General features: G+C 41.0%; 17 protein-coding genes. 16 read left to right on the top strand and 1 reads right to left on the bottom strand.

Annotation, left to right across the window (positions count from 1 at the left end):
- The first annotated feature begins 418 nt into the window (after positions 1 to 418).
- The 10 genes from ACK4HU_RS12485 (at position 419) to ACK4HU_RS12440 (ending at position 10,250) form a co-directional block, all read left to right on the top strand.
- On the top strand, positions 419 to 598 hold the full coding sequence (locus tag ACK4HU_RS12485) for a hypothetical protein (protein WP_409807222.1): 180 nt from the start codon (positions 419 to 421) through the stop codon (positions 596 to 598).
- A gap of 86 nt (positions 599 to 684) precedes the next feature.
- On the top strand, positions 685 to 1,104 hold the full coding sequence (locus tag ACK4HU_RS12480) for a hypothetical protein (RefSeq protein ID WP_409807220.1): 420 nt from the start codon (positions 685 to 687) through the stop codon (positions 1,102 to 1,104).
- A 25-nt stretch (positions 1,105 to 1,129) separates the two neighbouring features.
- Positions 1,130 to 1,744 (top strand): hypothetical protein, encoded by a 615-nt coding sequence (locus tag ACK4HU_RS12475; RefSeq protein WP_409807218.1) that lies wholly within the window; start codon positions 1,130 to 1,132, stop codon positions 1,742 to 1,744.
- Between the two features lie 4 nt (positions 1,745 to 1,748).
- Positions 1,749 to 2,276 carry a TlpA family protein disulfide reductase gene (locus tag ACK4HU_RS12470; protein ID WP_409807216.1) on the top strand — a complete coding sequence of 176 codons (528 nt, stop codon included), beginning with the start codon at positions 1,749 to 1,751 and terminating at the stop codon, positions 2,274 to 2,276.
- The gene (locus ACK4HU_RS12465; RefSeq protein ID WP_409807214.1) at positions 2,260 to 4,428 is read left to right on the top strand and encodes a peptidase domain-containing ABC transporter; all 2,169 of its coding nucleotides are present in this window, start codon (positions 2,260 to 2,262) and stop codon (positions 4,426 to 4,428) included. Before ACK4HU_RS12470 ends, ACK4HU_RS12465 begins: the two co-directional genes overlap by 17 nt.
- A gap of 174 nt (positions 4,429 to 4,602) precedes the next feature.
- On the top strand, positions 4,603 to 6,066 hold the full coding sequence (locus tag ACK4HU_RS12460) for a potassium/proton antiporter (RefSeq protein ID WP_409807212.1): 1,464 nt from the start codon (positions 4,603 to 4,605) through the stop codon (positions 6,064 to 6,066).
- 157 nt (positions 6,067 to 6,223) lie between these two features.
- Positions 6,224 to 7,651 (top strand): circularly permuted type 2 ATP-grasp protein, encoded by a 1,428-nt coding sequence (locus ACK4HU_RS12455; protein WP_409807211.1) that lies wholly within the window; start codon positions 6,224 to 6,226, stop codon positions 7,649 to 7,651.
- A gap of 11 nt (positions 7,652 to 7,662) precedes the next feature.
- Entirely contained in the window at positions 7,663 to 8,643 is a 981-nt protein-coding gene (locus ACK4HU_RS12450) for an alpha-E domain-containing protein (RefSeq protein WP_409807210.1), read from the top strand.
- Positions 8,640 to 9,383: a peptidase gene (locus ACK4HU_RS12445; protein ID WP_409807209.1), complete on the top strand. Its 744-nt coding sequence runs from the start codon at positions 8,640 to 8,642 to the stop codon at positions 9,381 to 9,383. The genes ACK4HU_RS12450 and ACK4HU_RS12445 overlap by 4 nt, the downstream gene beginning before the upstream one ends.
- Before the next feature lie 3 nt (positions 9,384 to 9,386).
- Entirely contained in the window at positions 9,387 to 10,250 is an 864-nt protein-coding gene (locus tag ACK4HU_RS12440; protein WP_409807208.1) for a transglutaminase domain-containing protein, read from the top strand.
- Positions 10,251 to 10,440: 190 nt separating this feature from the next.
- On the opposite strand, the gene ACK4HU_RS12435 is transcribed toward ACK4HU_RS12440, so the two are convergent.
- Positions 10,441 to 11,217, bottom strand: coding sequence for a DUF6503 family protein (locus tag ACK4HU_RS12435; RefSeq protein WP_409807206.1), 777 nt, complete (start codon positions 11,215 to 11,217; stop codon positions 10,441 to 10,443).
- 296 nt (positions 11,218 to 11,513) lie between these two features.
- Between ACK4HU_RS12435 and ACK4HU_RS12430 the strand changes: the two genes are divergently transcribed.
- From ACK4HU_RS12430 to ACK4HU_RS12405, 6 genes are all read left to right on the top strand, one after another.
- On the top strand, positions 11,514 to 12,731 hold the full coding sequence (locus ACK4HU_RS12430; protein WP_409807205.1) for a PepSY-associated TM helix domain-containing protein: 1,218 nt from the start codon (positions 11,514 to 11,516) through the stop codon (positions 12,729 to 12,731).
- 583 nt (positions 12,732 to 13,314) lie between these two features.
- Positions 13,315 to 14,412, top strand: coding sequence for a glycoside hydrolase family 130 protein (locus ACK4HU_RS12425; protein ID WP_409807203.1), 1,098 nt, complete (start codon positions 13,315 to 13,317; stop codon positions 14,410 to 14,412).
- A gap of 559 nt (positions 14,413 to 14,971) precedes the next feature.
- Positions 14,972 to 15,640: a response regulator transcription factor gene (locus ACK4HU_RS12420; RefSeq protein WP_409807201.1), complete on the top strand. Its 669-nt coding sequence runs from the start codon at positions 14,972 to 14,974 to the stop codon at positions 15,638 to 15,640.
- 13 nt (positions 15,641 to 15,653) lie between these two features.
- A complete protein-coding gene (locus ACK4HU_RS12415; RefSeq protein ID WP_409807199.1) occupies positions 15,654 to 17,033 on the top strand; it encodes a sensor histidine kinase in 1,380 nt (459 codons plus the stop codon).
- Between the two features lie 72 nt (positions 17,034 to 17,105).
- Complete coding sequence (locus tag ACK4HU_RS12410; RefSeq protein WP_409807197.1) at positions 17,106 to 21,428, top strand: CusA/CzcA family heavy metal efflux RND transporter; 4,323 nt, start codon at positions 17,106 to 17,108, stop codon at positions 21,426 to 21,428.
- The gene (locus ACK4HU_RS12405; protein WP_409807195.1) at positions 21,428 to 22,585 is read left to right on the top strand and encodes an efflux RND transporter periplasmic adaptor subunit; all 1,158 of its coding nucleotides are present in this window, start codon (positions 21,428 to 21,430) and stop codon (positions 22,583 to 22,585) included. Before ACK4HU_RS12410 ends, ACK4HU_RS12405 begins: the two co-directional genes overlap by 1 nt.
- The last annotated feature ends 154 nt before the right edge of the window (positions 22,586 to 22,739 follow it).

Below are 22,739 nucleotides of genomic sequence, written 5' to 3'. Positions count from 1 at the left end.
AGGTTTTTTTATGGGTGGCCAAGTGCCGAATGCAATTCTTATGGAGTTGTTGCCCATTAGTTACCTCGACTAAAATCTTTTTTCCATACGCTAGACTCACCTGTCTTAGGTCTTGATACTTAAGTCTTGCTACTAGGATTTGCAAATTTCTTCGTTGTATTTTTCAAAGAATTTAGAAAAAGTTGAAATTAATTGAAATTCAATATTTTGTTAGTTCGATTTTCAACGAATTATATAATGATTTAATGAAGAAGGGGGGGGGACGAAAAACAAAATATAGTTCTGAATTTCAAACTAAGAATAATGCAATTTTAGTATTCTGGTCAATTTACTGACGGACAATGATTTGGAAGAGTGAAAAACATTGTCTAAAATCAATCATTCATTTAATTATTTCAAACTTTAACCATTAACAATCATGGAAAAATTAACAATTGACCAGATGGAAAATCTGGTGGGAGGAAACGAGTATTGTGCAAATCTTTACACAACACTTTTTATTGGCCCTTTTCAAGGTAGCGATGAATTATACATCCAAACAATGGGATTTTTCGATACTCATTGTGGAGGATATGAGCCTCCTACTATGGGTGGTTGATTTTGTTTGGAGGGTATTAATACTTACCCTCCATTCTTTTTTTTCTCTTAAAATAATTAATTATATAATTTAAAGATTAAAATAACATGAAACTTGTCATACTATTTTTATTTCTAATTGACCCAAGCCAGCTTATAGGAAGGTGGATTTTGAAATTTGATGGCATAACGCTAAGTGTAATTAGTTCTAATGCATTTCAATCTACACCAAAAGAGCAGCAAGATAAAATACTTGAAATGGGGGAGTTTTTTTTTGAAAATGCATATTATGAGTTCACCAAAGATACGGTGTATTGGACTGATATAAATCCAAGAGAAAAGAAAGTTGTTTTAAAAAAAGGTAAATGGATTGTTTCAGGTGATACACTTAAAGTGTTTGATTATGAAAAAATAAAGCCATATAATTATCTTTTAAAGGTGAATTCATCATCCAATGAATTCGAAATGCTTATCATTTTTCCAAATAATTCTATTGCAAGAAATAAGTTGGTGTATTCCAAGAAATAATTTATGGTTTTATATTAAATTTATAATGATTAAATACGTGATTTTTTATTCAATTATTTTTATTATTATAGAGATAGTATTTAATTCCATTTTGATTAGTGAAAATATTTTAATACTCGAATATCAAGATGTATTTTCTACTTCACGTATTGAATCACTCCTTGAATTTAGAGAGCGCTGGCTTTGGTTAACTTACCTAATTAAGTTAATTTTAAAATTAATTTCCATTTTCGTAGTATCGTTAATTATTTATTTAGGTTTGTATCTGAGTAATTTTCAGATAAGGTTATTGAGAGTTTTTCAGATTGTTATTTTAGCTGAGTTTATTTTTTTTGTTCCAATAGTATTTAAAATTTTATGGTTTTTATTGAATCCATTTAGTTTTGATGCATTTCAAAATTTTAATCCTTTATCCTTATATAGCCTGTTTAATCCCGATCTTTTGCAAGAATGGTTATCTTACCCATTTAAAGTTTTAAATCTTTTTGAGGTAGCTTATTGGGTTCTGCTAGCTTTTTTACTTGCTAGATATTTGAAAAAGTCAATAGATTCGATGTTAAAAATTGTTCTAGGATACTATGTAAGTTTTTTATTTTGTTGGGTAGTATTTGTGATGTTTATTTCTCTCGGAAACAGTTAATGCTATGCGGATTAAATTAATTTTTCATATTCTACTTCTTGCTCTGTTATGCTCAGGTGCTTGGTTTGGCTTTTCTAGATATTCTGCAAATTTAGAACAGCATTCTTTGGTTGTAAATTTACCTTCGATTGAAGTGTCCTCTCTGGAAGGCCAATCCGTTTATTTGCAAAATCAAATAGGTACTACTTTGATGCTTATTTATTTTAACTCCACCTGTCCGATTTGTCAATCGGAAGCGGAATTGATCAGGAAAGTTTTTTCAGAGGAGCAGAAGGTAACTTTTATCTGGATTTCTTCGGAGACTGTGGCTGAAGTAAAAGACTTTAGGGATAGGTATGATTTTGCGAATCTTTCTAATCATACTTTTTTATCTGATACGCTTTTCAGGCTTGCAAGTGAGTTTAAGTTGACTACTGTGCCAGCTACTCTTGTCTATGACTCCAAGGGGGTCTTGGTTGAGTTTTTTAGAGGTGCGGTTTCTATGACTGATCTGAAGGCCGCTGTAACTAAAGCTCATGAAAACTCCAGATAGAGTGCCGATAGTATTGCAGCAGGCTAGTTCTGATTGTGGAGTGGCTTGTTTGTCCTCAGTGATCCGTTTTTTCGGTGGGCATCAGACCTTGGAGCAACTCAGGGTTTTGAGTGGTACGGCTATTCAAGGAACTACGGTATTGGGGTTGATGGCATCTGCAAAGGCCGTAGGAATGGATGCGGATGCCATTCGAGTGGATTCACTCAATAGACTGGATACCTTAAATGGACCTGCTATCCTTCATGTAGTCATGGAGGAGAAATTCAGTCATTACGTTGTCTGCTATGGTCTGGTAGCAGGAGGATATCTTGTGATGGATCCTGCACTAGGCAAGAAAATTCTCTCAGCTGAGCTTCTTGACCGGATCTGGCAAAGCAAGTCACTAGTACTGGCCAAACCCAATTCAGCTTTTCAGCTTAAGTCTGATTATCTGGCAAAAAAGAAGAAATGGGTTTTTGAGTTAGTCAAGGAGGATCTTCCGATTTTGTTGATTTCTGGTTTTCTGGGCCTAGTTGTGACTATTTTAGGGTTGTCAGTTGCAGTTTTTTCTCAGAAGCTGATCGATGAGATTCTTCCTGACAAGCAATGGGAAAAGTTGATATTAGGATTAGTCCTTTTGGCAATCCTATTGGTTGGCCGAAGTGTTTTGGGATATCTCAGATCCGCTGTGCTGATCCGACAAAGTAAGGAACTCAACCTGCGGCTGATTTCCCGTTTTTTTGAACAATTGATTTATTTGCCTAAACAGTTTTTTGATTCCCGCAAAGTGGGAGACATTACTGCTCGCATGAATGATTCCCGACGGATTCAGCGAGCTGTTTCGGTACTTACTACGGAGCTCATGGTGGATTCCTTTGTTGTGGTAGTTACCTTGATTTCCATCCTCCTTTATTCAGAAGTAATTGGCCTGCTTGTGGCCGGATTCCTTCCTGTTTATTTCTGGTTGGTTTATAGCTATCACCACCCTATCCGGCTCGGTCAGCAGCAGCTGATGATTCATTATGGGAGTTCGGAGTCTTCATTTATTGATGCCTTGACAGGGATAGGGACAATCAAAGGTGCAGGCCGAGAAGAAGATTTTCTGAAAAAAAACCAATCTGTTTACCATGATTTTCAAGATCAAGCTTTTCGCTTAGGCCAAGTGAGTAATCGATTGGGATTGGTATCTCAGCTTGCGGGGGTACTTTTTTTGGTTTCGGTTTTAGGTGCTAGTTGTTACCTGGTAGCCACAGATCAGATGGACTTGGGTGTCTTGGTAGCGATCAGTGGAATGTTGGGAATGCTGGTTCCAGCAGTCAACAAACTCGCTTTGTCTAATCTTCAAATTCAGGAAGCTAAAATCGCCTTGGATCGGCTGTATGAATTTATACAAGTAGAACGAGAGTCCGAAAATCGTGGGCAAATCGTCCCAGAACGGATCGATTCGATTCAGCTAGAGAATATCAGTTTTCGGTTTCCAGGCCGAAAACTATTGCTTCAGAATATTTCATTTGAATTAAAACGGGGAAAATTAAGTGTCCTGTTAGGTGAATCAGGAGGAGGAAAAAGCACCTTACTTCAAATTTTAATGGGTTTTTATCTGCCCGAGCAAGGGGAGATCCGTGTCAATGATACACTGGATTTTAAATCTATTTCGGCTGGAGATTGGCGAAGAAAAGTTGGATATGTACCACAGGAGATCAAGCTGTTTAATGGCAATCTGATAACTAATCTGACTCTGGGGCAGGATAAGGAAATGTTCGCCAAAGCAATAAAGATTTGTCAGACTCTAGGGTTGAACAAGTTTTTTGAAAGTTTGCCACAAGGATATTTCACAGTGGTGGGTGAAGAAGGAATCAATCTTTCCGGTGGTCAAAAACAGCTGATAGGATTAGCACGGGCATTGATTCAGGAACCCAAGCTTTTACTTTTGGATGAATTCACTGGGGCTATGGATCGGAATACGGAGCAAATGATGCTTGATTTAATCCTGAAAGTCAAAGAATCCATTTCTATCTTGATTGTTACACATCGAGTTAACCCTGCTTTAGTAGCAGATGAGGTTTTGATCTTGGAAAATGGAAAATTGGTTGACATTGGAAGTCCTGCTGAATTGCTTGACCGGGAAAATCTACTGGCACAGAGTGTGCGGGATCTGACCGGAGTAAAATGAACAAAGACCATTATTTTGCACCTTGATAATTGAACATTGAATTTGATATTTGATACTTGTCTATTGCTCATTTCTGGCCTTTTCGGTTTTCGTTTCGAACCATTTTCACCCCAAATTTCTTAACTAATTAAATTCTGCTTTTCTTCGCAGAGGTACATCACCCCAATCTTTTTCATGCAAATCACTGCCGAAAATATTCTTCTAGTTGGCTCATTATTATTGATCCTGAGTATTATTGCCAGCAAAACAGCAGGTAAAGCTGGTATTCCTGTGCTACTTCTCTTTTTGGGAGTTGGGATGCTGGCAGGAACAGATGGGATAGGAAAAATCTCTTTTGATGATCCTGCTGCCGCTCAGTTTTTGGGAATTTTGGCTTTGACCTACATTCTATTCTCGGGTGGATTGGATACCAAATGGCAGTCGATCAAGCCTGTCCTCAAGCCGGGTTTATTACTTTCTACAGTAGGAGTATTGCTGACAGCCGTTTCAGTGGGACTTTTTGCAAGTTGGTTTGCAGATTTGAGTTGGAAAGAGGGGCTGTTGCTTGGGGCAATTGTTTCTTCTACAGACGCAGCAGCTGTCTTTTCGATTTTGCGAAGCAAAAGTATAGGACTTAAAGGTAACCTCAGGCCACTATTGGAATTTGAATCTGGAAGTAACGACCCAATGGCATTTTTCCTTACGATTGGAATGACTACCTGGCTTAGTGTGGAAGGATTCAGTCCAGTGGATTTAGTCCCAATGTTTATCAAGCAGATGGTCTTTGGAGCAGCAGCAGGGATTTTATTGGGCAAAGGAATCGTTTTTCTGATCAACAAGATCAATTTGGAATACGAAGGTTTATATCCTGTGCTGATGTTGGGATTGGTTGTTTTGGTATATACCGTGACTGATTTAATTGGTGGAAACGGGTTTTTGGCAGTTTATCTTTCAGCCATCACGATGAATCAAAGTAGCATGCTTCACCACAAAAGCCTGGTTCGGTTTTTTGACGGGATTGCGTGGCTGATGCAGATTGTCATGTTCATAGCATTGGGTTTGCTGGTTTATCCTACACAAGTTTGGCCGGTTATTGGAGTCGGTTTTGTCATTGCTATGTTTTTGATGTTCGTTGCCCGTCCAATCGGAGTATGGGTTTCGATGTCTTTTTTCAGCTTTTCCAATCGTAAAAAAGCATTTATCAGTTGGGTTGGTCTACGTGGTGCAGTGCCGATAGTATTTGCTACTTTTCCTCTGATAGCAGGAGTGGAGAAGAGTAATTTGATTTTCAACATTGTGTTTTTCATCGTTCTCGCCTCAGTCGCCCTTCAGGCCACTACATTGGCCAAAGTAGCCGAATGGCTTCACTTAGCCGTTCCGGCTGGATTGAAACGGAGGAGTTTATTGGATATAGAATTGTCAGATGGTTTCAAAAATGCGCTTGTGGAGGTCAATCTTCCCGAGGATTCACTCATTGATGGAAAAAAGATTCTTGATTTAAATTTCCCCAAAACTTCGTTGATTGTGCTGGTAAACCGAAACAATAAATACATCACTCCAAACGGTGCAACTGAATTGAAATCAGGTGATAAGCTGATGGTGATGATCAATTCAGGGGCGGAGGAGCATTTGGTGCGGAGTGCACTGGCATTAAAATAGAGGTAAAATGTCTTGAGTGATTTTCTTTACTTTTTAAGAAAAAATCATAAAATTGACACTATACATAAAAAAAAGAACTCAAAAATCTGATTTTGTTGAAAAAATTTGATTCCAAAGTTTCTTTTTTATCTTATGGTTTATTTTTAATCCAAAAAGTATGAAGACAGAAGGGTATTCTAGCAAGGAGCATTTTGATGAAATGTTCACAGCTGAAGGGAAAGTTCGGGGACACTACGAGGAGTTTTACAATTATCTTGACAAAACTACCTCCAAGAAGATGAATCAACTTCAGCATTCAGCCAATATGGCTCAGAAAGCGATGGGGATGACCTTTAATGTGTATCATGACAATCAGGGTTTGGAGAAAATACTCCATCTCGACATCATTCCTCGGATCATTGCTAATGAAGAGTGGAGAAAGTTGGAAGCGGGATTAAAGCAACGAATCTATGCCCTCAATCTCTTTTTACAGGATATCTACAATGATCAGAAAATCCTAAAAGACGGAGTCGTACCCGCAGACCTTATTTTAGGTTCTAAAGATTTTCTGAAGCCCTGCATTGGTTTGACTCCTCCCAAGGGGATCTGGTGTCACATCACGGGTACTGATTTGGTCAAAGACAAAGATGGGGAATACTACATTTTGGAAGATAATCTCCGCTGCCCGTCCGGAGTTTCCTACATGCTCGAAAGCCGTGAAATCATCAAGCGTGCCTATCCGCAATTATTCAATGATAAGGGAGTCATGCCGGTCTCGGATTATCCCACCAAACTTCTTAGGATGCTGCAGTTTTTATCCAACAAGGCAAAACCTGTAGTAGGTGTCTTAACTCCCGGGATCTACAATTCTGCCTATTTTGAGCATTCTTATCTTGCTTTGCAGATGGGTGTGGAACTGGTTAGTGGAGTTGATCTCATCGTCAAGGATAAAGTCGCCTACATGCAGACGACTAAAGGACTGCAGCAAATAGATGTGATTTACCGCAGGATAGATGATGCATTTTTGGATCCTTTGACCTTCAATGCGCATTCCATGCTGGGTGTTCCGGGGATTTTCGAGGCCTACAAAGCGGGAAATGTTGCCTTTGCTAATGCACCCGGTACAGGTGTTGCAGATGACAAAGCCGTCTATGCTTACGTTCCTCGAATTATTAAATATTACCTAAATGAAGATCCTATCTTGAACAATGTTCCAACTTACCTGTGTAGGGAGGAAGAGGATAGGAAATACGTTTTGGATCATATCGATCAACTTGTTGTGAAAGAAACCAATGCGGCAGGTGGCTACGGAATGCTGATTGGGCCCAAATCCACTAAGGAAGAGCATGACAAATTCCGTGAATTAATCAAAGGTAATCCTACGAATTATATCGCTCAGCCGACTTTATCGCTTTCTACGGTGCCTTGTTTGACGGATAAGGGGGTTTCAGGACGTCACGTAGACTTGAGGCCTTACATACTATATGGAAATGAGATCGAAGTAATTCCCGGTGCATTGACCCGAGTGGCTCTGAAAGAAGGGTCCTTGGTAGTCAATAGCTCTCAGGGTGGGGGAAGTAAAGATACTTGGGTACTATACAATTAATCTAAAAAACTATGCTTAGTAGAGTCGCAAGTCATATTTATTGGTTAGGAAGGTATCTGGAAAGAGCCGAAAATTACGCACGATTTATCGACGTGAACTTCAACCTGATGCAGGACCTTCCGATGGATCTCAAAGAACAATGGGGTCCTTTAGTTGCTGCTACCGGAGATCTGAGTTTGTACAAGAAGAAATACGATGATTTTGAGCGAAATCAGGTCATGTTCTTCTTGACTTTCGATTCGGATAATCCCAATTCCATGCTCTCTGCGGTTACCAATGCCCGGGAGAATGCCCGAATTATTCGAGAAAACCTGAGTAAAGAAACTTGGGAAAAAATTAATGAGCTGTATTATATGATGCAGACGGGTTTGGAAAAGAAAATCTGGAAGAAGGAAGACCCTCGTCAATTCTATGAGCAAATCAAAAATCAAATTCTTTTACTTTATGGATTGGCCGATTCCACAGTGGCCCGGACAGAAGGTTGGTATTTCCGGCAGCTTGGACAATTATTGGAGCGTGCTGACAAGACTTCCCGGATTTTGGATGTGAAATATCACATTCTGCTTCCATCGGTATATGAGGTGGGTTCGCCCATGGATTTCCTTCACTGGATGGCCTTGCTCAAATCGGTGACAGGTTTCAATACCTATCGACGGCTTTATGGAAATATCGATCCTTCAGGAGTCGTCGAGTTCATGGTGTTGAATAAGTATTTTCCCCGGTCTATCTATTATTGTATCAAAGAAGCTGAACGTTGTCTCCACTGCATTTCCGGAAATAATTCGGATGGTTTTCATACCTCCGCAGAAAAGGCAATAGGCGAAATGCGCTCCCGTATGGAGTATTCAGAGGTCGATGATATAATTTCTGTGGGTCTTCATGAATATTTAGATTCAGTTCAGCTAAAAATCAACCATCTTTCCAATCTCATAGACATCAATTATTTCCGAATCAAGGAAAATAATGTTACTCAATCACAATCGCAAGCATGACCTTCTGTCTGGGGATTAAAACCAAAAATGGCCTCATCGGCCTTTCTGATACCCGAATTACCTCCGGTAGTGAAACCACTACTTCCAAAAAAGTTTTCACTGTCAACAAGCGAAAACACTCCTTCTTTATCATGACTTCAGGTCTCAGGTCAGTTCGAGACAAGGCAATTACCTATTTCTCAGAAGTGATTGATCGGCAGGATGATTCATTTAGCAAACTCTACCAAGCTGTTAATGAATTTGGCAATCAAGTCAAAATCGTAGCTAAAGAGGATCAAGAATTTCTAGAAGAGGCCGGATTTAAATTTAATCTATTCTCTATTATTGGGGGACAACTTGAAGATGATTCAGAGCCGAAACTTTATTTACTTTATCCCCAAGGAAATTGGATTGAGATTCGTAAAGGGACTCCATTTGTTATAATCGGAAATACCGGATTTGGACATCCTGTTTTGAAACGGTCCTTACAATTTGACGATTCGCTTGAATACGCCTTGAAATGTGCATTTCTGGCTTTTGATGCAACGCGAATTTCCGCAAATGATGTAGACTTCCCGATCGATACCGTAATATTGAAAAATGACGAATACTTCATTAAAGAAACCAGATTTGAACAAAAAGAACTCGAGCATGTCTCTGCTTTTTGGAATAACCGCCTAAAAAACGCCATTGCCGAACTTCCATCAGAAGCATTGAGTAGTGCTTTTGAAGATTTTGATCTTATTTCCCGAGAGGTCTAGATCATGTTGGTTCAAGTAACTCATCACTCCCGATATGAATACAGTTCTGCTGTAGTCCTTGGAATGCATAAGCTCTACCTCATCCCACAGCATCGGCCTTACTTCAGAGTGGAGCATCAGAAGTTTACCATTTTGCCCGAACCTGATGGAAAAAATTACCGACAGGATCTTGCGGGGAACTGGTATAAGTTAGCCTGGTTTTCTATTCCAACTGAGTCTTTGGACATTACAGGCGAGTGGATCTTTAAGCTAAAGACTTTTAATCCTTTTGGATTTATTATTGATAAAAATTTTGAAGACTTAGGCTGGGGGAATTCTTTTTTTCAGTTCAGTTATGAGGATCGTACCGCATTTCTGATCCCGTTTTTGTCGGACAAATCTGAAAATCAATTCACTGAATTTCTACTTGCTGTAAAAGAAAAATCAAGTGGTCTTGTAGACTTTTTGGTCAATCTGACTCAGGAAATCTATCTCAACTGGAAGCATGAGATCCGACACGAGCAGAATATTTGGGTGGCAGAACACACCTATCGGGAACGAAGAGGTTCTTGCAGGGATATTTCGCTTTTGCAGATGGAAATGCTACGGGAACTGGGCCTAGCTACCAGATTTGTAAGCGGATACGCTTTTAATCCTGATTTGGAAGAAGGGCATGAACTTCACGCATGGCTGGAGGTATTTCTTCCCGGTGCGGGTTGGGTTGGCTTAGATCCAAGTTTGGGTCTGCTCACCGATCATCGATATATTCCACTGGCATGTCATCCGGATCCAAGTCGGACTTTACCTGTTCAAGGGACTTTTGGAGGGTTGTCGCAATCAGAACTGAAAACCTTTGTGGATATGAAGTTGCTGAATAAAGGAAAGTAAATGATCAATGATCAATGATCAATGATCAAATTCAATTATCAATTTTCAATTCATCCCGTTAACTATCGGGACAATTTTCAATGAAGTGTAAAATGGTGCATCTTTAATCAATGAAATGACCCTCGCTAGTTGGGAATTGCGCAATGAGCATTGTCCATTGAGAATTGAGCATTGTCCATTGAAAATTGTCTTAGTTTGCAGCAACCGCATTTTTCTTCGGCATAGCGAACAAATCAGCATCCATTTCCTTTTCTACCAGAAACACATCTGAAAAGCTTACCTGATAATTAATAAAGCGTGCTGAGTCATTTTCATACTGATATCCTGTCATGACTCTTGGAAATATCAATCCACCCGCATCTCGGTAATCCTCGTATTTGAGCGCACTCATTTTAGTGTTACTCTTGTCAAAAAAAGTGACGGTATAAAGTACCCAAGCCAATTGGTGAGTTTCAGGATCCACTAACATAAAATATTTGTCCCCCGGGCTGTCTCCGACTTTTTCAGCAAAACTCACAGCAAAAGCTTCATAGGATTGTCCATTGACCATTTTGTTTTCGGCTTTTTCCACTGTCACTCCCGGGTCTGTGAAGATGTAGGGAATCGAGAAGAAATAGAAATATAAGTTATGGTAAAAGCGAACTGAATTTCCATTAAATGCCTGTCTGTTGGGGCTGATCCACACTTTTTCTCCATCATTCCCAATCTGCCAGGTGTCAGCATCGATCCGTACTTTTCGATCTGTCAGATTGATGTAATGATTTTCCCAAGAAAGGGTGGTTTCATGTACCATGGCATAGGAAAAAGCTTTGGCATCAACCCATTTGCTCCAATCTCCATGGGCATCAAGAAGTTTTTTGAATTCTGCCGGTTGGTCTAACCTTGGATCAGGTGTAGTGTCTTTTTGCTCGCAGGCAAAGAAAAAGCTGGCAAAGGCAAGAATAAATAGATTTTGGGTGATTTTCATGTGTTTATAATTTGTTTTTTGAAGGCCACACCTGCCTGCCGGCAGGCAGGTGGAATCTTCGCATGGCAGATAATCATTCCACTGTGTAACCCAAAAAGATCATGCTCGATTTCATCTGAAGAGATTTGGTCTGGAAAGATACCAAAACCCATGAAATTCACCATAGTGACCATGTGAATGAAATGGTAAAACCATTGCTAGAATTTATTCTCACTCTTTATTAAATTTTTTCTTAGATCAATTCTAAATAATAAAAACTCTTGTTTAGATTTGTTCCAGATAAAAATAAGCCCCGTATGTGGAAGCCTATCCGGAAGTTTTTGAATGACATTCACCTTTATGCCGGCCTTACTTGTGGGCTGATCGTCATCGTAGTCTGCCTCAGTGGTACAATCTACGTGTACAATACAGAGATCCGCGAAACAGCAGATTCTGAGCGTTATTTTGTAGAAACTGCCGGCGAAAGAAAATCTCTGGATAACTTGAAAACTCAAGTTGAAGAAGAATTGAACGGTGAAGTCATCAGTGTCAATGTTTTTCAATCGGAGAATCGCACGATTCAGTTTGGTGTAAAAATACCAGAGGCTGAAAAGCCAAGCACATACTTTATTAATCCATATTCTGGGGAGATTCTTGCAAACAATATCGAGAAAACCGGAACAGAGGAGTTTATGGGTTACATGTTTTCCCTCCACCGTTGGTTGCTTTTGGATAAAATCGAGAAACCGATTTTGGAATCCAAGACCAATATGGAATTGGGTAGATTTATCAATGGAGTAGCAACCTTACTCTTTTTACTCGGAGTCGTAACTGGTCTTTTCATCTGGTTTCCTCAGAAAGTGAAAAACTGGAGGCAAGGACTAAAGGTAAAATGGTCAGGCAACTGGAAGCGAATCAATCATGATCTGCACAATACTTTGGCTTTTTATTCTTTGGGAGCTTTATTTATCATGGCTGCTACAGGTCCATTTTGGTCTTATCAATGGTACAAGGAAGGTTGGCAAAAAACGTTTGACATCTATCAAGCGCCTCAAACTAATTTAAATCCAGTTGCTTCAAATTCTGAAAAACAAGCCGAGGAAGCGCCTTTGGAACTGGTTAATTTTTCGCTGGATCAAGTCCTTGTCAAGAGTAATGCAAGATTGAATTATGAAGGTAATCTCAGAATCACATTACCAAATATGCCGGGTGGAGACATCTCAATCAGTAAATCCCGAACCGGATTTTTTGCGAAAGCAGGGGCAGATCAGTTGACTTTGAATCCTATGACACTCGAAGTAAAGGAAGCTAAATTATTTTCTGATCTTCCGCTGAGGCAGCAAATTGGACGCTCGTATAAGTCACTCCACATGGGGGATATTTTCGGGCAATTCACCAAGTTTATCTGGTTTGTGGCGTGTTTGATTGCGACTTCACTTCCGATCACAGGAACGCTGATATGGTGGAACAAGCGGAAAAAGAAAAAGTCAGACAGAAGGCGCCAAGTTAGAACCGCCCAAGCAGAAATGGCTTAACGAAAAACTTTTTTTTTACCACCAGCGAACTGAGAAAAAAGAGATCAGGGAGATGCCCTTTGAACTGGATTGCCTAGCGCAAGTCTTCAGACTTGTGCTCAAAAAAATGCAGTCTTTAGACTGCGAAATCAGGGAGCTGATTTTGTTTTAACCGTTAAGTACGCTTAGTAACGCAAAGGGGATGAAGCAAAACACAAACCTTTAGCTTTACTCTCTGCGCTCACTGCGACTCTGCGGTGAATAATTTTTCCCGCTGATGACCGCAGAAAAAGTCGCTGATTTACGCGGATTCATAATATTCGTGATAAAACTTCAAAACCTTCGAGTACGCCGCGGCGCACTCAAAGGTTTGCTGTAACAAAAGCTTTAGCTTTTCTCTGCGCTCTCAAAAAAGTTTGAAAAACCAGATGGAAATGCTGTTCTCATAAGGTTCAAAAAAGCCAAACCTCTCTCTTTTTCTCTGCGGTAAAAATCCTTGTCTCACAGATGGCACAGATGTTCGTAGATATTCGTTTCGATTCTTAGCTTTTCAGCGTTGAACAAAAAAAGCCTACTATTTTCCCCGAAGCGGTTAACTTGCATCATGCGTAAGATTAACCTGATTTTTACCTTCTTGATTTCTCTCTCGGCTTGTGCCCAGCAGAAACCCTGGATTCTCGGCCCATTCGAACGGCCTCAAAACGCGCAGCCTATTATTTCACCGATTTCTGATACACAGTTTAAAGATCCAATGACTGGAAATACGGTCAACTGGGAATCAATGGCCACATTCAATCCAGCAGCAATTGTTAGAAACGGTCAGGTTCACGTGATCTATCGCGCTGAAGAAAAGTTGGGTGAAAAGGAAATCGGCGGACATACTTCCCGATTAGGCATGGCGACTTCATCGGACGGTTTCAAGTTTCAGCGAGAGAAAGTCCCATTTTTTTATCCTCAGGAAGATTCTCAAAAGGAATTTGAATGGACAGGGGGAACTGAGGATCCAAGAATCGTGGAGACTGCAGAAGGACTTTTTGTGCTTACTTATACCCAATGGAATCGGGATGTACCTCGTTTGGCGGTTGCCACTTCCAGAGATCTGAAAACTTGGGAGAAGCACGGTCCGATCTTTCAGGAATGGAAAGAAGGTAAATATCATAACACCGAATCCAAATCTGGGGCGATCGTCACGGAACTGAAGAATGGGAAGCTCATCGCTGCCAAAATCAACGGGAAATACTGGATGTATTATGGAGTCCCTCATATCTGGTTGGCGACGTCGGATGATTTGATAAACTGGGTTCCGGTGGAGAATCACGAAGGAAATCGAGTGCCTGTATTAAGTCCGAGACCCGGATTTTTTGATTCTTGGTTGGTGGAGGCTGGTCCGCCACCGCTGCTGACCAAAGATGGAATTGTTGTGCTGTACAATGCAGGTAACTCACAGCAAGTTGGAGTGAAAAACCTTGGTAATAGGGTTTATACCGGAGGTCAGGCACTTTTCGATGCTGCTGAACCTTGGAAGCTTTTGGATAGAGTAACCGAACCATTTATCCAACCTACACTCTCATTTGAGAAGTCGGGCCAATATCCAGAAGGCACAACTTTCCTGGAAGGGCTGGTTTATTTCAAGGGAAAATGGCTGTTGTATTACGGTACTGCGGATAGCATGGTCGGGGTTGTCAGTTCACCTACGAAGTAACAAACTTAAATTTTTTTTTAAAGGCCACATAGCCTGTCCCGAACTCGATTCGGGAGAATCTTCGCATGAGGGATAATCATTCCTCTGTGTGACACCGACAGGGTCATGCTTGATTCATAGAATCACCCCTTCGGGGCTCTCAAGACTTACTATCAACTTTTCCTCCGGCTCCTTTCAGTCACCGGAGGTCATAAAAAGTCACAATCCTTCGGATTTTCTCTAAAGTCAACGTACCACCAAACCGCTTGTGCATTGATGCCTCAGCTCAGAAGGAGCCAAACCATTCATGACCGCGGGTGTAGCCCGTGGTAAAAGCATTAAGCATAGGACATTAGCCCCGAAGGGGTGAAACTTATTACTTACTTTCATATGATTATAATTGTTTTTAAGCGGTCATATGGAATCTTCACATGGATTAAAAACATCCCTCTGTGTGTCGCTTTGGGCCATGATTGATTTCATAAATGATCTTTTTTCAAAAAGTTAAGAGAATCTTAAGAAACAAAAGGTCGAACTTCCAATTGAATTTCTAAATTTTGACTTTTGCAAAACCCATCCGATGCGCATCCTGATTGTAGAAGACGAACCCGGAATTTCCAATTTCCTCAAGCAGGGATTGGAGGAAGAAGCCTTTGCGGTGGATGTTACAGATAACGGAAAGTCTGGACTTGATCTGGCACTTTCCGGGAATTATGATTTGCTTCTACTAGATTGGATGCTTCCCGGAATCAGTGGAATTGAGTTGACCCGTCAGTTTAGAAAGGAATTTCCCTTGACTCCTATCATTTTTCTCACTGCAAAGGACACCGTGGATGAAACTGTATTCGGACTTCAATCAGGTGCGAATGATTACATCAAAAAGCCCTTTCACTTTGAAGAATTGCTAGTTAGAATACGGGTTCAGCTCAGAGGAAAAGCAGGAGCGGAAGAAAAGCTGAGTTTGGGCCAGATATCAATTTTTCCGGATCGGCATGTAGTCAGAAATGGAGATGAGGAAATTCAACTCACGCAAAAGGAATTTGCATTGCTGGAATATTTGGTGCGAAATAAAAATAAGGTGTGCCGACGAACCCGTATTATAGAAAGTGTCTGGGATATTCATTTTGAATATAACACAGGCGTGATTGACGTCTTTATCAACTCACTGCGTAAAAAACTGAATTTGCAGAAAGACGAAGATTACATTCAAACGATTCGTGGAGTAGGCTATATGGCAAAAGAAATTTAAAATCGAGCAGGAGATGAGATTGGCCTACAAAGAGCGAATAGCAACCCGACTTACTCTGGTTACGGCAATGATCATTCTGGTGGTGTTTGCTGTCATTTACCTTGTTGCCAATTTCACAGTCATTAGAAATATTGATCGGGAGCTAGGACTAGAGACAGATAAACATAAAGACCAAATATTTCTAGTCAACGGTGAAATCCGCTTTTTGCATAAAGACGAATGGCAGGAAATGGAGCACAGTCAGATTCAGCTCAACCCGATTTTTATTGAAATTGTCGACCTGCAGGGCAAGTCCATGGATCGATCTCCAAATCTTCGGGAAAATCACCTCAGCTTTTCCCCGGAAAAATCCTCGAAAAAAGAGGCTTGGACACTAAAACTTGGAGAAAGTGAAGTCAGGCAAATGCAAATACCGCTCTTTACATCAAGTAAACATGAGGGATACCTTTTGCTGGCAAAATCTTTTGACGATTCTCGAGAATTGCTCGACAATCTCCGAAATGTGTTGTTGATCTTATATCCAGTTATTCTTTTGTCGCTTTATTTATCCATGAGATATCTCGCCGGAAAGAGTATTCAGCCTATCCAGCAAATCATCCGGAAAACCAATCAAATCACCCAAAGTAATCTCAATGAGCGCGTTCCTGAGGCCGAGCCAAATGATGAAATTGGTCAACTCACCCGATCGATCAATGAACTCTTGCAGCGACTGGAAGCATCATTGAATCGAGAAAAGCAGTTCACTTCGGATGCTTCACATGAATTGCGGACACCGCTCTCTGTGCTCAGAGGAACCTTGGAAGTGTTGATTCGCAAGCCCCGGACTTCTGAGGAGTATGTCGAGAAGATCAAAACATCGCTTTCCAGCATTGATCGAATGTCTGCTACTATCGATCAGTTGTTGGCTTTGGCAAGAGAGGAGAAAGGTAAAAATCTAGTCAAAGAAGAACTTGAACTGATTACATTTTTGGAGGAAATTGTAGATCAAACTTCACTGGAACAAGGCCGGAAAATCACTTTTCAATCCCAATCCGGCATTCCGATTTATGTCAAAGTCAATGAAAAATCTCTCCAGATGATTTTGAGCAACTTGCTTCAGAATGCCATCAAATATTCCAAATCAGACACCGATATTTTGGTCAAAACCGGAGTGGAAAATAAGATTCCCTACATCGAAGTTTGCGACATAGGACCGGGGATTTCAGCAGCACATTTGGGGAAAATATTCGATCCATTTTTTAGGGAGAAAGAAGTGGTTGATCAGCTCATTCCCGGAACAGGACTTGGATTAGCTATTGTGAAAAAGCTTGCAATGGAATCCGAGATTAAGATCTCTGTCACAAGTGAAAAAGAGAAGGGAAGCACTTTTAGGCTGGATTTGCCACTTTCTTAAGCAAATCTTAAGAATACACTAAGGCTTAACTAAGGTAGGAATGAGATCTTCGAGTCAAAATTCTGCAAGTTCATGCTAGACCGGATCATTCAGTGGAGTATCGGGCACAAGCTCATCATTTTTATTTTTATCGCCATTTGGACAGGTTTCGGGATCTATTCGATGGTGAATTTACCCATCGGCGCTGTGCCAGATGTGACTAATAATCAGGTTCAGGTCATTACCACTTCCCGCAATCTCGCCACCGAGGATGTGGAAAAATATCTTACCTATCCCGTGGAGCTTGAAATGGCCAATCTTCCTGGGGTTTTGGAAATTAGATCCATTTCCAAGTTTGGGCTTTCGGTGGTCACGATCGTTTTCGAGGAAGATATGGGTACTTACTTACCTCGTCAGCTGATTTCGGAACGATTAATCATGGCTCAGGAGCGAATTCCTCAGGGATTTGGGACGCCATTTATGGGGCCGATTTCTACAGGTTTGGGAGAAATCTACCAATACATTATCGATGTCGAGCCTGGATATGAAGACAAATATTCGATCACAGATCTCAGGACGATTCAGGATTGGGTTGTAAGAAGGCAACTTGCCGGCATCTCCGGTGTAGTAGAAATTAATACTTGGGGAGGATTCCTTAAGCAATATGAAGTAGCGATCAATCCGGACCGATTGAAGGGAATGAATATCAATCTCGCTTCTGTCTATGATGTGCTAAGTAAAAATAATTCCGTTGCAGGCGGAAGCTATATCGAAAAGACGAATGAAAGCTTTTTTATCCGAGGAGAAGGTTTAGTCACAAGCTTGGAGGATATCGGGAATATCGTGGTCGATGTCAGAAATGGTGTACCTGTTTACATTAAAGACATCGCTGAGGTTCGATTTGGTCACGCCAATCGATTTGGAGCAGTCACTGCAAATGGAGAAGGCGAAAAAGTCCTAGGTCAAGTCATGATGCTCAAAGGTGCCGATGGCAAAGGGACCATTGATCGGGTGAAAGAACGAATTGCCGAAATGGAAAACACCTTGCCAGAAGGGATTGTCATCAATGGGTTTTTGGACAGATCTGAGTTAATTGATAGGACTACCTTTACCATTGCTGAAAATTTGATTTTAGGCTGTTTGATCGTGGTTTTCGTGGTGGTATTGCTTCTGGGTAATTTCAGGTCAGGTTTGGTTGTGGCCTCGGTTATCCCCTTGAGCTTGCTTTTTGCACTTTCGATGATGTATATCTTTGGGGTTGATGCCAACTTGATGAGCTTGGGAGCCATTGACTTTGGGATTATCATTGACGGTGCGGTGATTATTGTAGAATACATTGCCTTTCAATTTTCCAGATCATCCACAATTTTTGCTAATCTCTCCCAAGCCAAAAAGCAAGAAACTAAAGATAAAATCACTTTTACAGGAGCCTCCAAAATGATGCATTCGGCCATTTTTGGGCAGATCATAATTATCATTGTGTTTATTCCGATTCTTTCGCTTTCAGGCGTTGAAGGAAAAATGTTCCGACCCATGGCTGAGGTATTCAGCTTTGCATTGATTGGAGCCATGATTTTGGGTCTGACTTACGTGCCGGTCGTTTCCTCCATTTTTTTGAAGTCTGAAGCACCTGGTCCAAGAAACGTGTCAGTTCTTTTGATCAATTTTCTGAACAGAATCTATGAACCGACAATCATTTGGGCTTTAAAACATTCCAAGGCTGTGCTTGCTGGTGCGGGAGTTATCCTTATTGGAGCTTTTTTACTCTTTTCTTCCATGGGATCTGAATTTGTGCCCACTTTAGATGAAGGGGATTTTGTGATTCAGCCTGTGTTGAAGACCGGTACCACACTTACTAACACAGTGGAAACAGTCACAAAAATGGAGAAGATTCTGATGAAATTTCCCGAGGTCAATCAGGTAGTCACTCGTATCGGAGCGGCCGAAATTCCAACCGATCCTATGTCCATGGAGGAAAGTGATGTGATCGTGACTTTGCATCCTCCCTCAGAATGGACCACAGTGGAGACTAAAGATGAGCTGGCTGATGAATTCAAAAAGGCCTTGGAAGCGATTCCGGGTTTGGATTTTGAATTTACCCAGCCAATTGAGATGCGCTTTAATGAGCTGATTACCGGAGTAAGAGCTGATTTGGCGATCAAAGTCTTTGGAGAAGATCTCGATATCCTGCTGAAAACAGCTCAAAAAATTGAAGTAGCAATTCAAGGAGTGGAAGGAGCCGCGGATATTATTTTGGAGAAAGTTGACGGGCTTCCTCAAATGAAAATCGAATACGATCGGGCCAAAATCGCTAAATACGGACTCAATGTCGAAGACTTGAATCAGGTCGTAACCATGGGATTTGCAGGCTTGACCGCGGGGACGGTTTTTGAGGGAGAAAAGCAATTTGACCTTGTGGTGCGTTTTGCGGAGCCTTTCCGGAAGGATATTTTCAATATCGAAAACGCAGCAATCCAACTCCCAGCTGGAGGAAGTGTCCCATTAAGTGAGCTTGCAAAAATCTCCTACACGAAAGGTCCTGCCAAGATCTCCAGAGATAACACACAGCGTAGGATCGTGATTGGTGTCAATGTGAGAAATCGTGATTTGCAATCTGTGGTCGATGATATTCAGGGAATTGTCTCCAAAATTGACATTCCGGAAGGCTATCGGGTAGACTATGGTGGACAATTTGAAAATCTTCAGCAGGCACGAGCAAGACTGATAATTGCCGTTCCCGTAGCGCTGGTTTTGATTTTTATCCTCTTGTATTTCGCATTTTCATCGTCAAGAGATGCTATCATGATTTACACGGCTATACCATTTTCGGCCATTGGCGGGATTCTTCTTCTGTGGTTCAGAGACATGCCGTTCAGTATTTCGGCGGGTGTCGGGTTTATTGCCCTTTTTGGCATCGCCGTTCTCAACGGAATCGTCATGATCGAACATTTCAAATCCATGAAAGATAAATACTCTTCAATTCGGGAGCTGGTAGTTATTGGTGCTAAAGAGCGACTTCGCCCGGTTTTATTAACTGCTTCGGCAGCTGCGTTAGGCTTTTTGCCCATGGCGATTTCCAGTTCAGCAGGCGCCGAAGTTCAGCGTCCATTGGCCACTGTAGTCGTTGGAGGTTTGATCTCTGCGACTTTGCTTACTCTGGTAGTTTTGCCGGTACTGTATGTTTTATTTAACACCCGAAAGGATGGCAGTACCAAGCTTCCCAAGACGGCAGTCATGCTTTTAGTTCTTTTTGTAGGTTCGTCTTTTCCTGCTTTTTCTCAAACGGAGGTTCAAAAACTCAGCTTGGAGCAGGCGCTAGAAATCGCTCAGGAACAAAACCTGGGAATTCTAGCTGCGCAAAAAAGCCTGCAATCGGCCACAGCTCGAACTCATTCCGCATGGAATATTGATAAAACCCAGATTTTCTATGGGTATGACAAAAACGATATTGCCGAGAATGGAATATACAATCGTGTATTGGGAGTAAGGCAGAGTTTTGCGTTTCCTTCAGTCTATTCAGCTCAGAAAAATGTACTCCAGGCCGTAGAAATGCAGGAATCGGCTCGACTTCAACTAAGTAACCGATTGCTCAAAAAAGATGTCAGTCAGGCGTTTGTCACAGCATTGTATTGGCAAAAACTAGAGCAAAATTACCGTTTCCTTGACAGTTTGTATGGGGAATTTACCCGAGCTGCGACTAGGAGACTTGAGACAGGAGAGTCTAATCTTTTGGAGAAACTTACTGCACAGAGCAAGCAGCGAGAAATCGGTTTGAAAAAAGCCGAGTCGCTCAGGAATATTGAGACTTCAAAAAATCTGCTTCGTCAGCTTTTGAATATCGAAGGGAATTTCGATTTAGTTGGAGAAGATTTAAACCTTTCCAATCAGGGAGATTTGGATAACCATCCTTCCTTGTTGCTGTATCAATCCGCGTATCTCCAAGCCGAAAGTCAGACTAAAGTGGATCGTCGCATGCTGCTTCCGGATGTGAATGTGGAAATTTTCCGAGGAACCAATCCTGAACCTGGGGCGATTGTTTATCCTGGATTCCAAGCAGGTGTTGGGATCCCCTTGTTTTTTGGCTCACAAAGCGCCAAGGTAAAAGCAGGAAAATTCCAGCAGGAGCAAATCTTCTTCGAATCGGAAGCTTTCAAGCAAAAGTTGGAGACCAACTATTCAAGAATTCAGGCTTCAATTGCTCAAAATCAACAGGTAATCCAATATTACGAGTCAGAAGGACTTATGCTTTCTACGCAATTGAGAGAGCAGGCCATCCGCTCTTTTAAAGAAGGAGAAATTGACTTTTTTCAATATGTCCAATTGATTGAAAATTCCCGGAACATCACGCTGCAATATTTGCAGGCAAAATTGGATTACCAAATCAACCAATTAGAACTCATTTATCTGAATAACTGATGCAAGCATTACATATAAAATTTCTCACAGTCAGTGTTTTCGCACTTTTGTTAGGTTTACTTACCGCCTGCGGAAATCCTGAAAATTCCAGTAACGATGGGATAGAAGTATCTCAAGCACCGGAAGGATCACAGGAAATTTCCCTGACCCAAGTCCAGTTTAATACCATGAATATGGAATGGGGAAGTCCTGTCAAGGGTGATTTTTCAACCGAAATCAATGTGCAGGGAACTGTGAAAGTACCAGTTGAAGGCATGCGGGAGATCTCTGCATACTTTGGGGGCTATGTGAGTGACCTCAAGTTGGTAGAAGGTGAAGTTGTCCGAAGAGGGCAGGTGCTTTTTAATTTGGAAAATCCCGATTTCATTAAGTTGCAGCAGGATTATTTGGAAACTACCAGTCAGTTGACGTATCTGAAATCTGAATTTGAGCGCCAAAAGACGCTATTTGGAGAGCAGATTTCAGCTCAGAAAAATTTCCTCAAAGCCGAAGCAGATTATCAAGGTTCGCTGGCAAGAAGTCAAAGTCTTAAAAAGCAATTGGGGCTCATCAATATAAATGCGGATCAACTCACTCCTGATAATATCCGCTCCAAAGTCCCTGTATTCTCACCAATCAATGGGTTTGTGGAAGATGTTTTTGCAATTCCGGGACAATTTCTTCCTGCCTCGGGCAAGGCGCTTACTTTACTCAATAAGGATCATTTGCATATCGAACTGATCCTTTTTGAAAAGGATGCCTCTCGCATTCACGTGGGGCAGAAGGTTCTATTTACTCAGCCTGATCAACCTACAAATGAGTTTTTGGCAAAAATTCATGTCGTAGGGCAATCAGTCAATGAACAGCGACAGATTACAGTGCATGCGGATTTGGAGGATGAAAGTGAGGGAAAGAGACTAGTTCCGGGTATGTTCGTTCAGGCTAGGGTGCAGCTTGATCCACAGGTCTCTTGGGCCTTGCCTGAAGATGCCTTGGTAGAATTAAATGGAAAATATTTTGTGCTCGTGCAAAAAGCAAAAACCGATCAGGGATATCAATTGACGCAAGTGAAAGTGACTCCGGGAGCAAGGACCAGGACAATGATTGCCATAGAACCTGTGGAAGGATTGGATGAGACTTCTGTGGTGTTGGTTAAAGGTGGGTTTAATTTGCTTTGATTGGATTTAATAATTTAAAAAAGTCGAATCGTTTTTACCTTAGTTAGCTTAAAAAAACTCAAATCAACGCGTCCTTTTCTAAAAAAACATAAAGTTTGAGGGGAGTTCAAAAGTTTAATATTTATATACATTTTTTCTTAACCTTATTTTAATA

Origin of the sequence: Algoriphagus sp. (assembly GCF_046296635.1) — a bacterium.
Taxonomy (GTDB): domain Bacteria; phylum Bacteroidota; class Bacteroidia; order Cytophagales; family Cyclobacteriaceae; genus Algoriphagus.
This window is presented reverse-complemented; position numbering and strand designations above follow the sequence as displayed.

Bases quoted from the DNA above. Each gene is read 5' to 3' on its own strand.
- ACK4HU_RS12415 (WP_409807199.1), top strand. From the start codon at position 15,654: ATGAGATTGGCCTACAAAGAGCGAATAGCAACCCGACTTACTCTGGTT.
- ACK4HU_RS12445 (WP_409807209.1), top strand. From the start codon at position 8,640: ATGACCTTCTGTCTGGGGATTAAAACCAAAAATGGCCTCATCGGCCTT.
- ACK4HU_RS12435 (WP_409807206.1), bottom strand. From the start codon at position 11,217: ATGAAAATCACCCAAAATCTATTTATTCTTGCCTTTGCCAGCTTTTTC.
- ACK4HU_RS12455 (WP_409807211.1), top strand. From the start codon at position 6,224: ATGAAGACAGAAGGGTATTCTAGCAAGGAGCATTTTGATGAAATGTTC.
- ACK4HU_RS12410 (WP_409807197.1), top strand. From the start codon at position 17,106: ATGCTAGACCGGATCATTCAGTGGAGTATCGGGCACAAGCTCATCATT.
- ACK4HU_RS12475 (WP_409807218.1), top strand. From the start codon at position 1,130: ATGATTAAATACGTGATTTTTTATTCAATTATTTTTATTATTATAGAG.
- ACK4HU_RS12485 (WP_409807222.1), top strand. From the start codon at position 419: ATGGAAAAATTAACAATTGACCAGATGGAAAATCTGGTGGGAGGAAAC.
- ACK4HU_RS12440 (WP_409807208.1), top strand. From the start codon at position 9,387: ATGTTGGTTCAAGTAACTCATCACTCCCGATATGAATACAGTTCTGCT.
- ACK4HU_RS12425 (WP_409807203.1), top strand. From the start codon at position 13,315: ATGCGTAAGATTAACCTGATTTTTACCTTCTTGATTTCTCTCTCGGCT.
- ACK4HU_RS12465 (WP_409807214.1), top strand. From the start codon at position 2,260: ATGAAAACTCCAGATAGAGTGCCGATAGTATTGCAGCAGGCTAGTTCT.
- ACK4HU_RS12420 (WP_409807201.1), top strand. From the start codon at position 14,972: ATGCGCATCCTGATTGTAGAAGACGAACCCGGAATTTCCAATTTCCTC.
- ACK4HU_RS12450 (WP_409807210.1), top strand. From the start codon at position 7,663: ATGCTTAGTAGAGTCGCAAGTCATATTTATTGGTTAGGAAGGTATCTG.
- ACK4HU_RS12430 (WP_409807205.1), top strand. From the start codon at position 11,514: ATGTGGAAGCCTATCCGGAAGTTTTTGAATGACATTCACCTTTATGCC.
- ACK4HU_RS12460 (WP_409807212.1), top strand. From the start codon at position 4,603: ATGCAAATCACTGCCGAAAATATTCTTCTAGTTGGCTCATTATTATTG.
- ACK4HU_RS12480 (WP_409807220.1), top strand. From the start codon at position 685: ATGAAACTTGTCATACTATTTTTATTTCTAATTGACCCAAGCCAGCTT.
- ACK4HU_RS12470 (WP_409807216.1), top strand. From the start codon at position 1,749: ATGCGGATTAAATTAATTTTTCATATTCTACTTCTTGCTCTGTTATGC.
- ACK4HU_RS12405 (WP_409807195.1), top strand. From the start codon at position 21,428: ATGCAAGCATTACATATAAAATTTCTCACAGTCAGTGTTTTCGCACTT.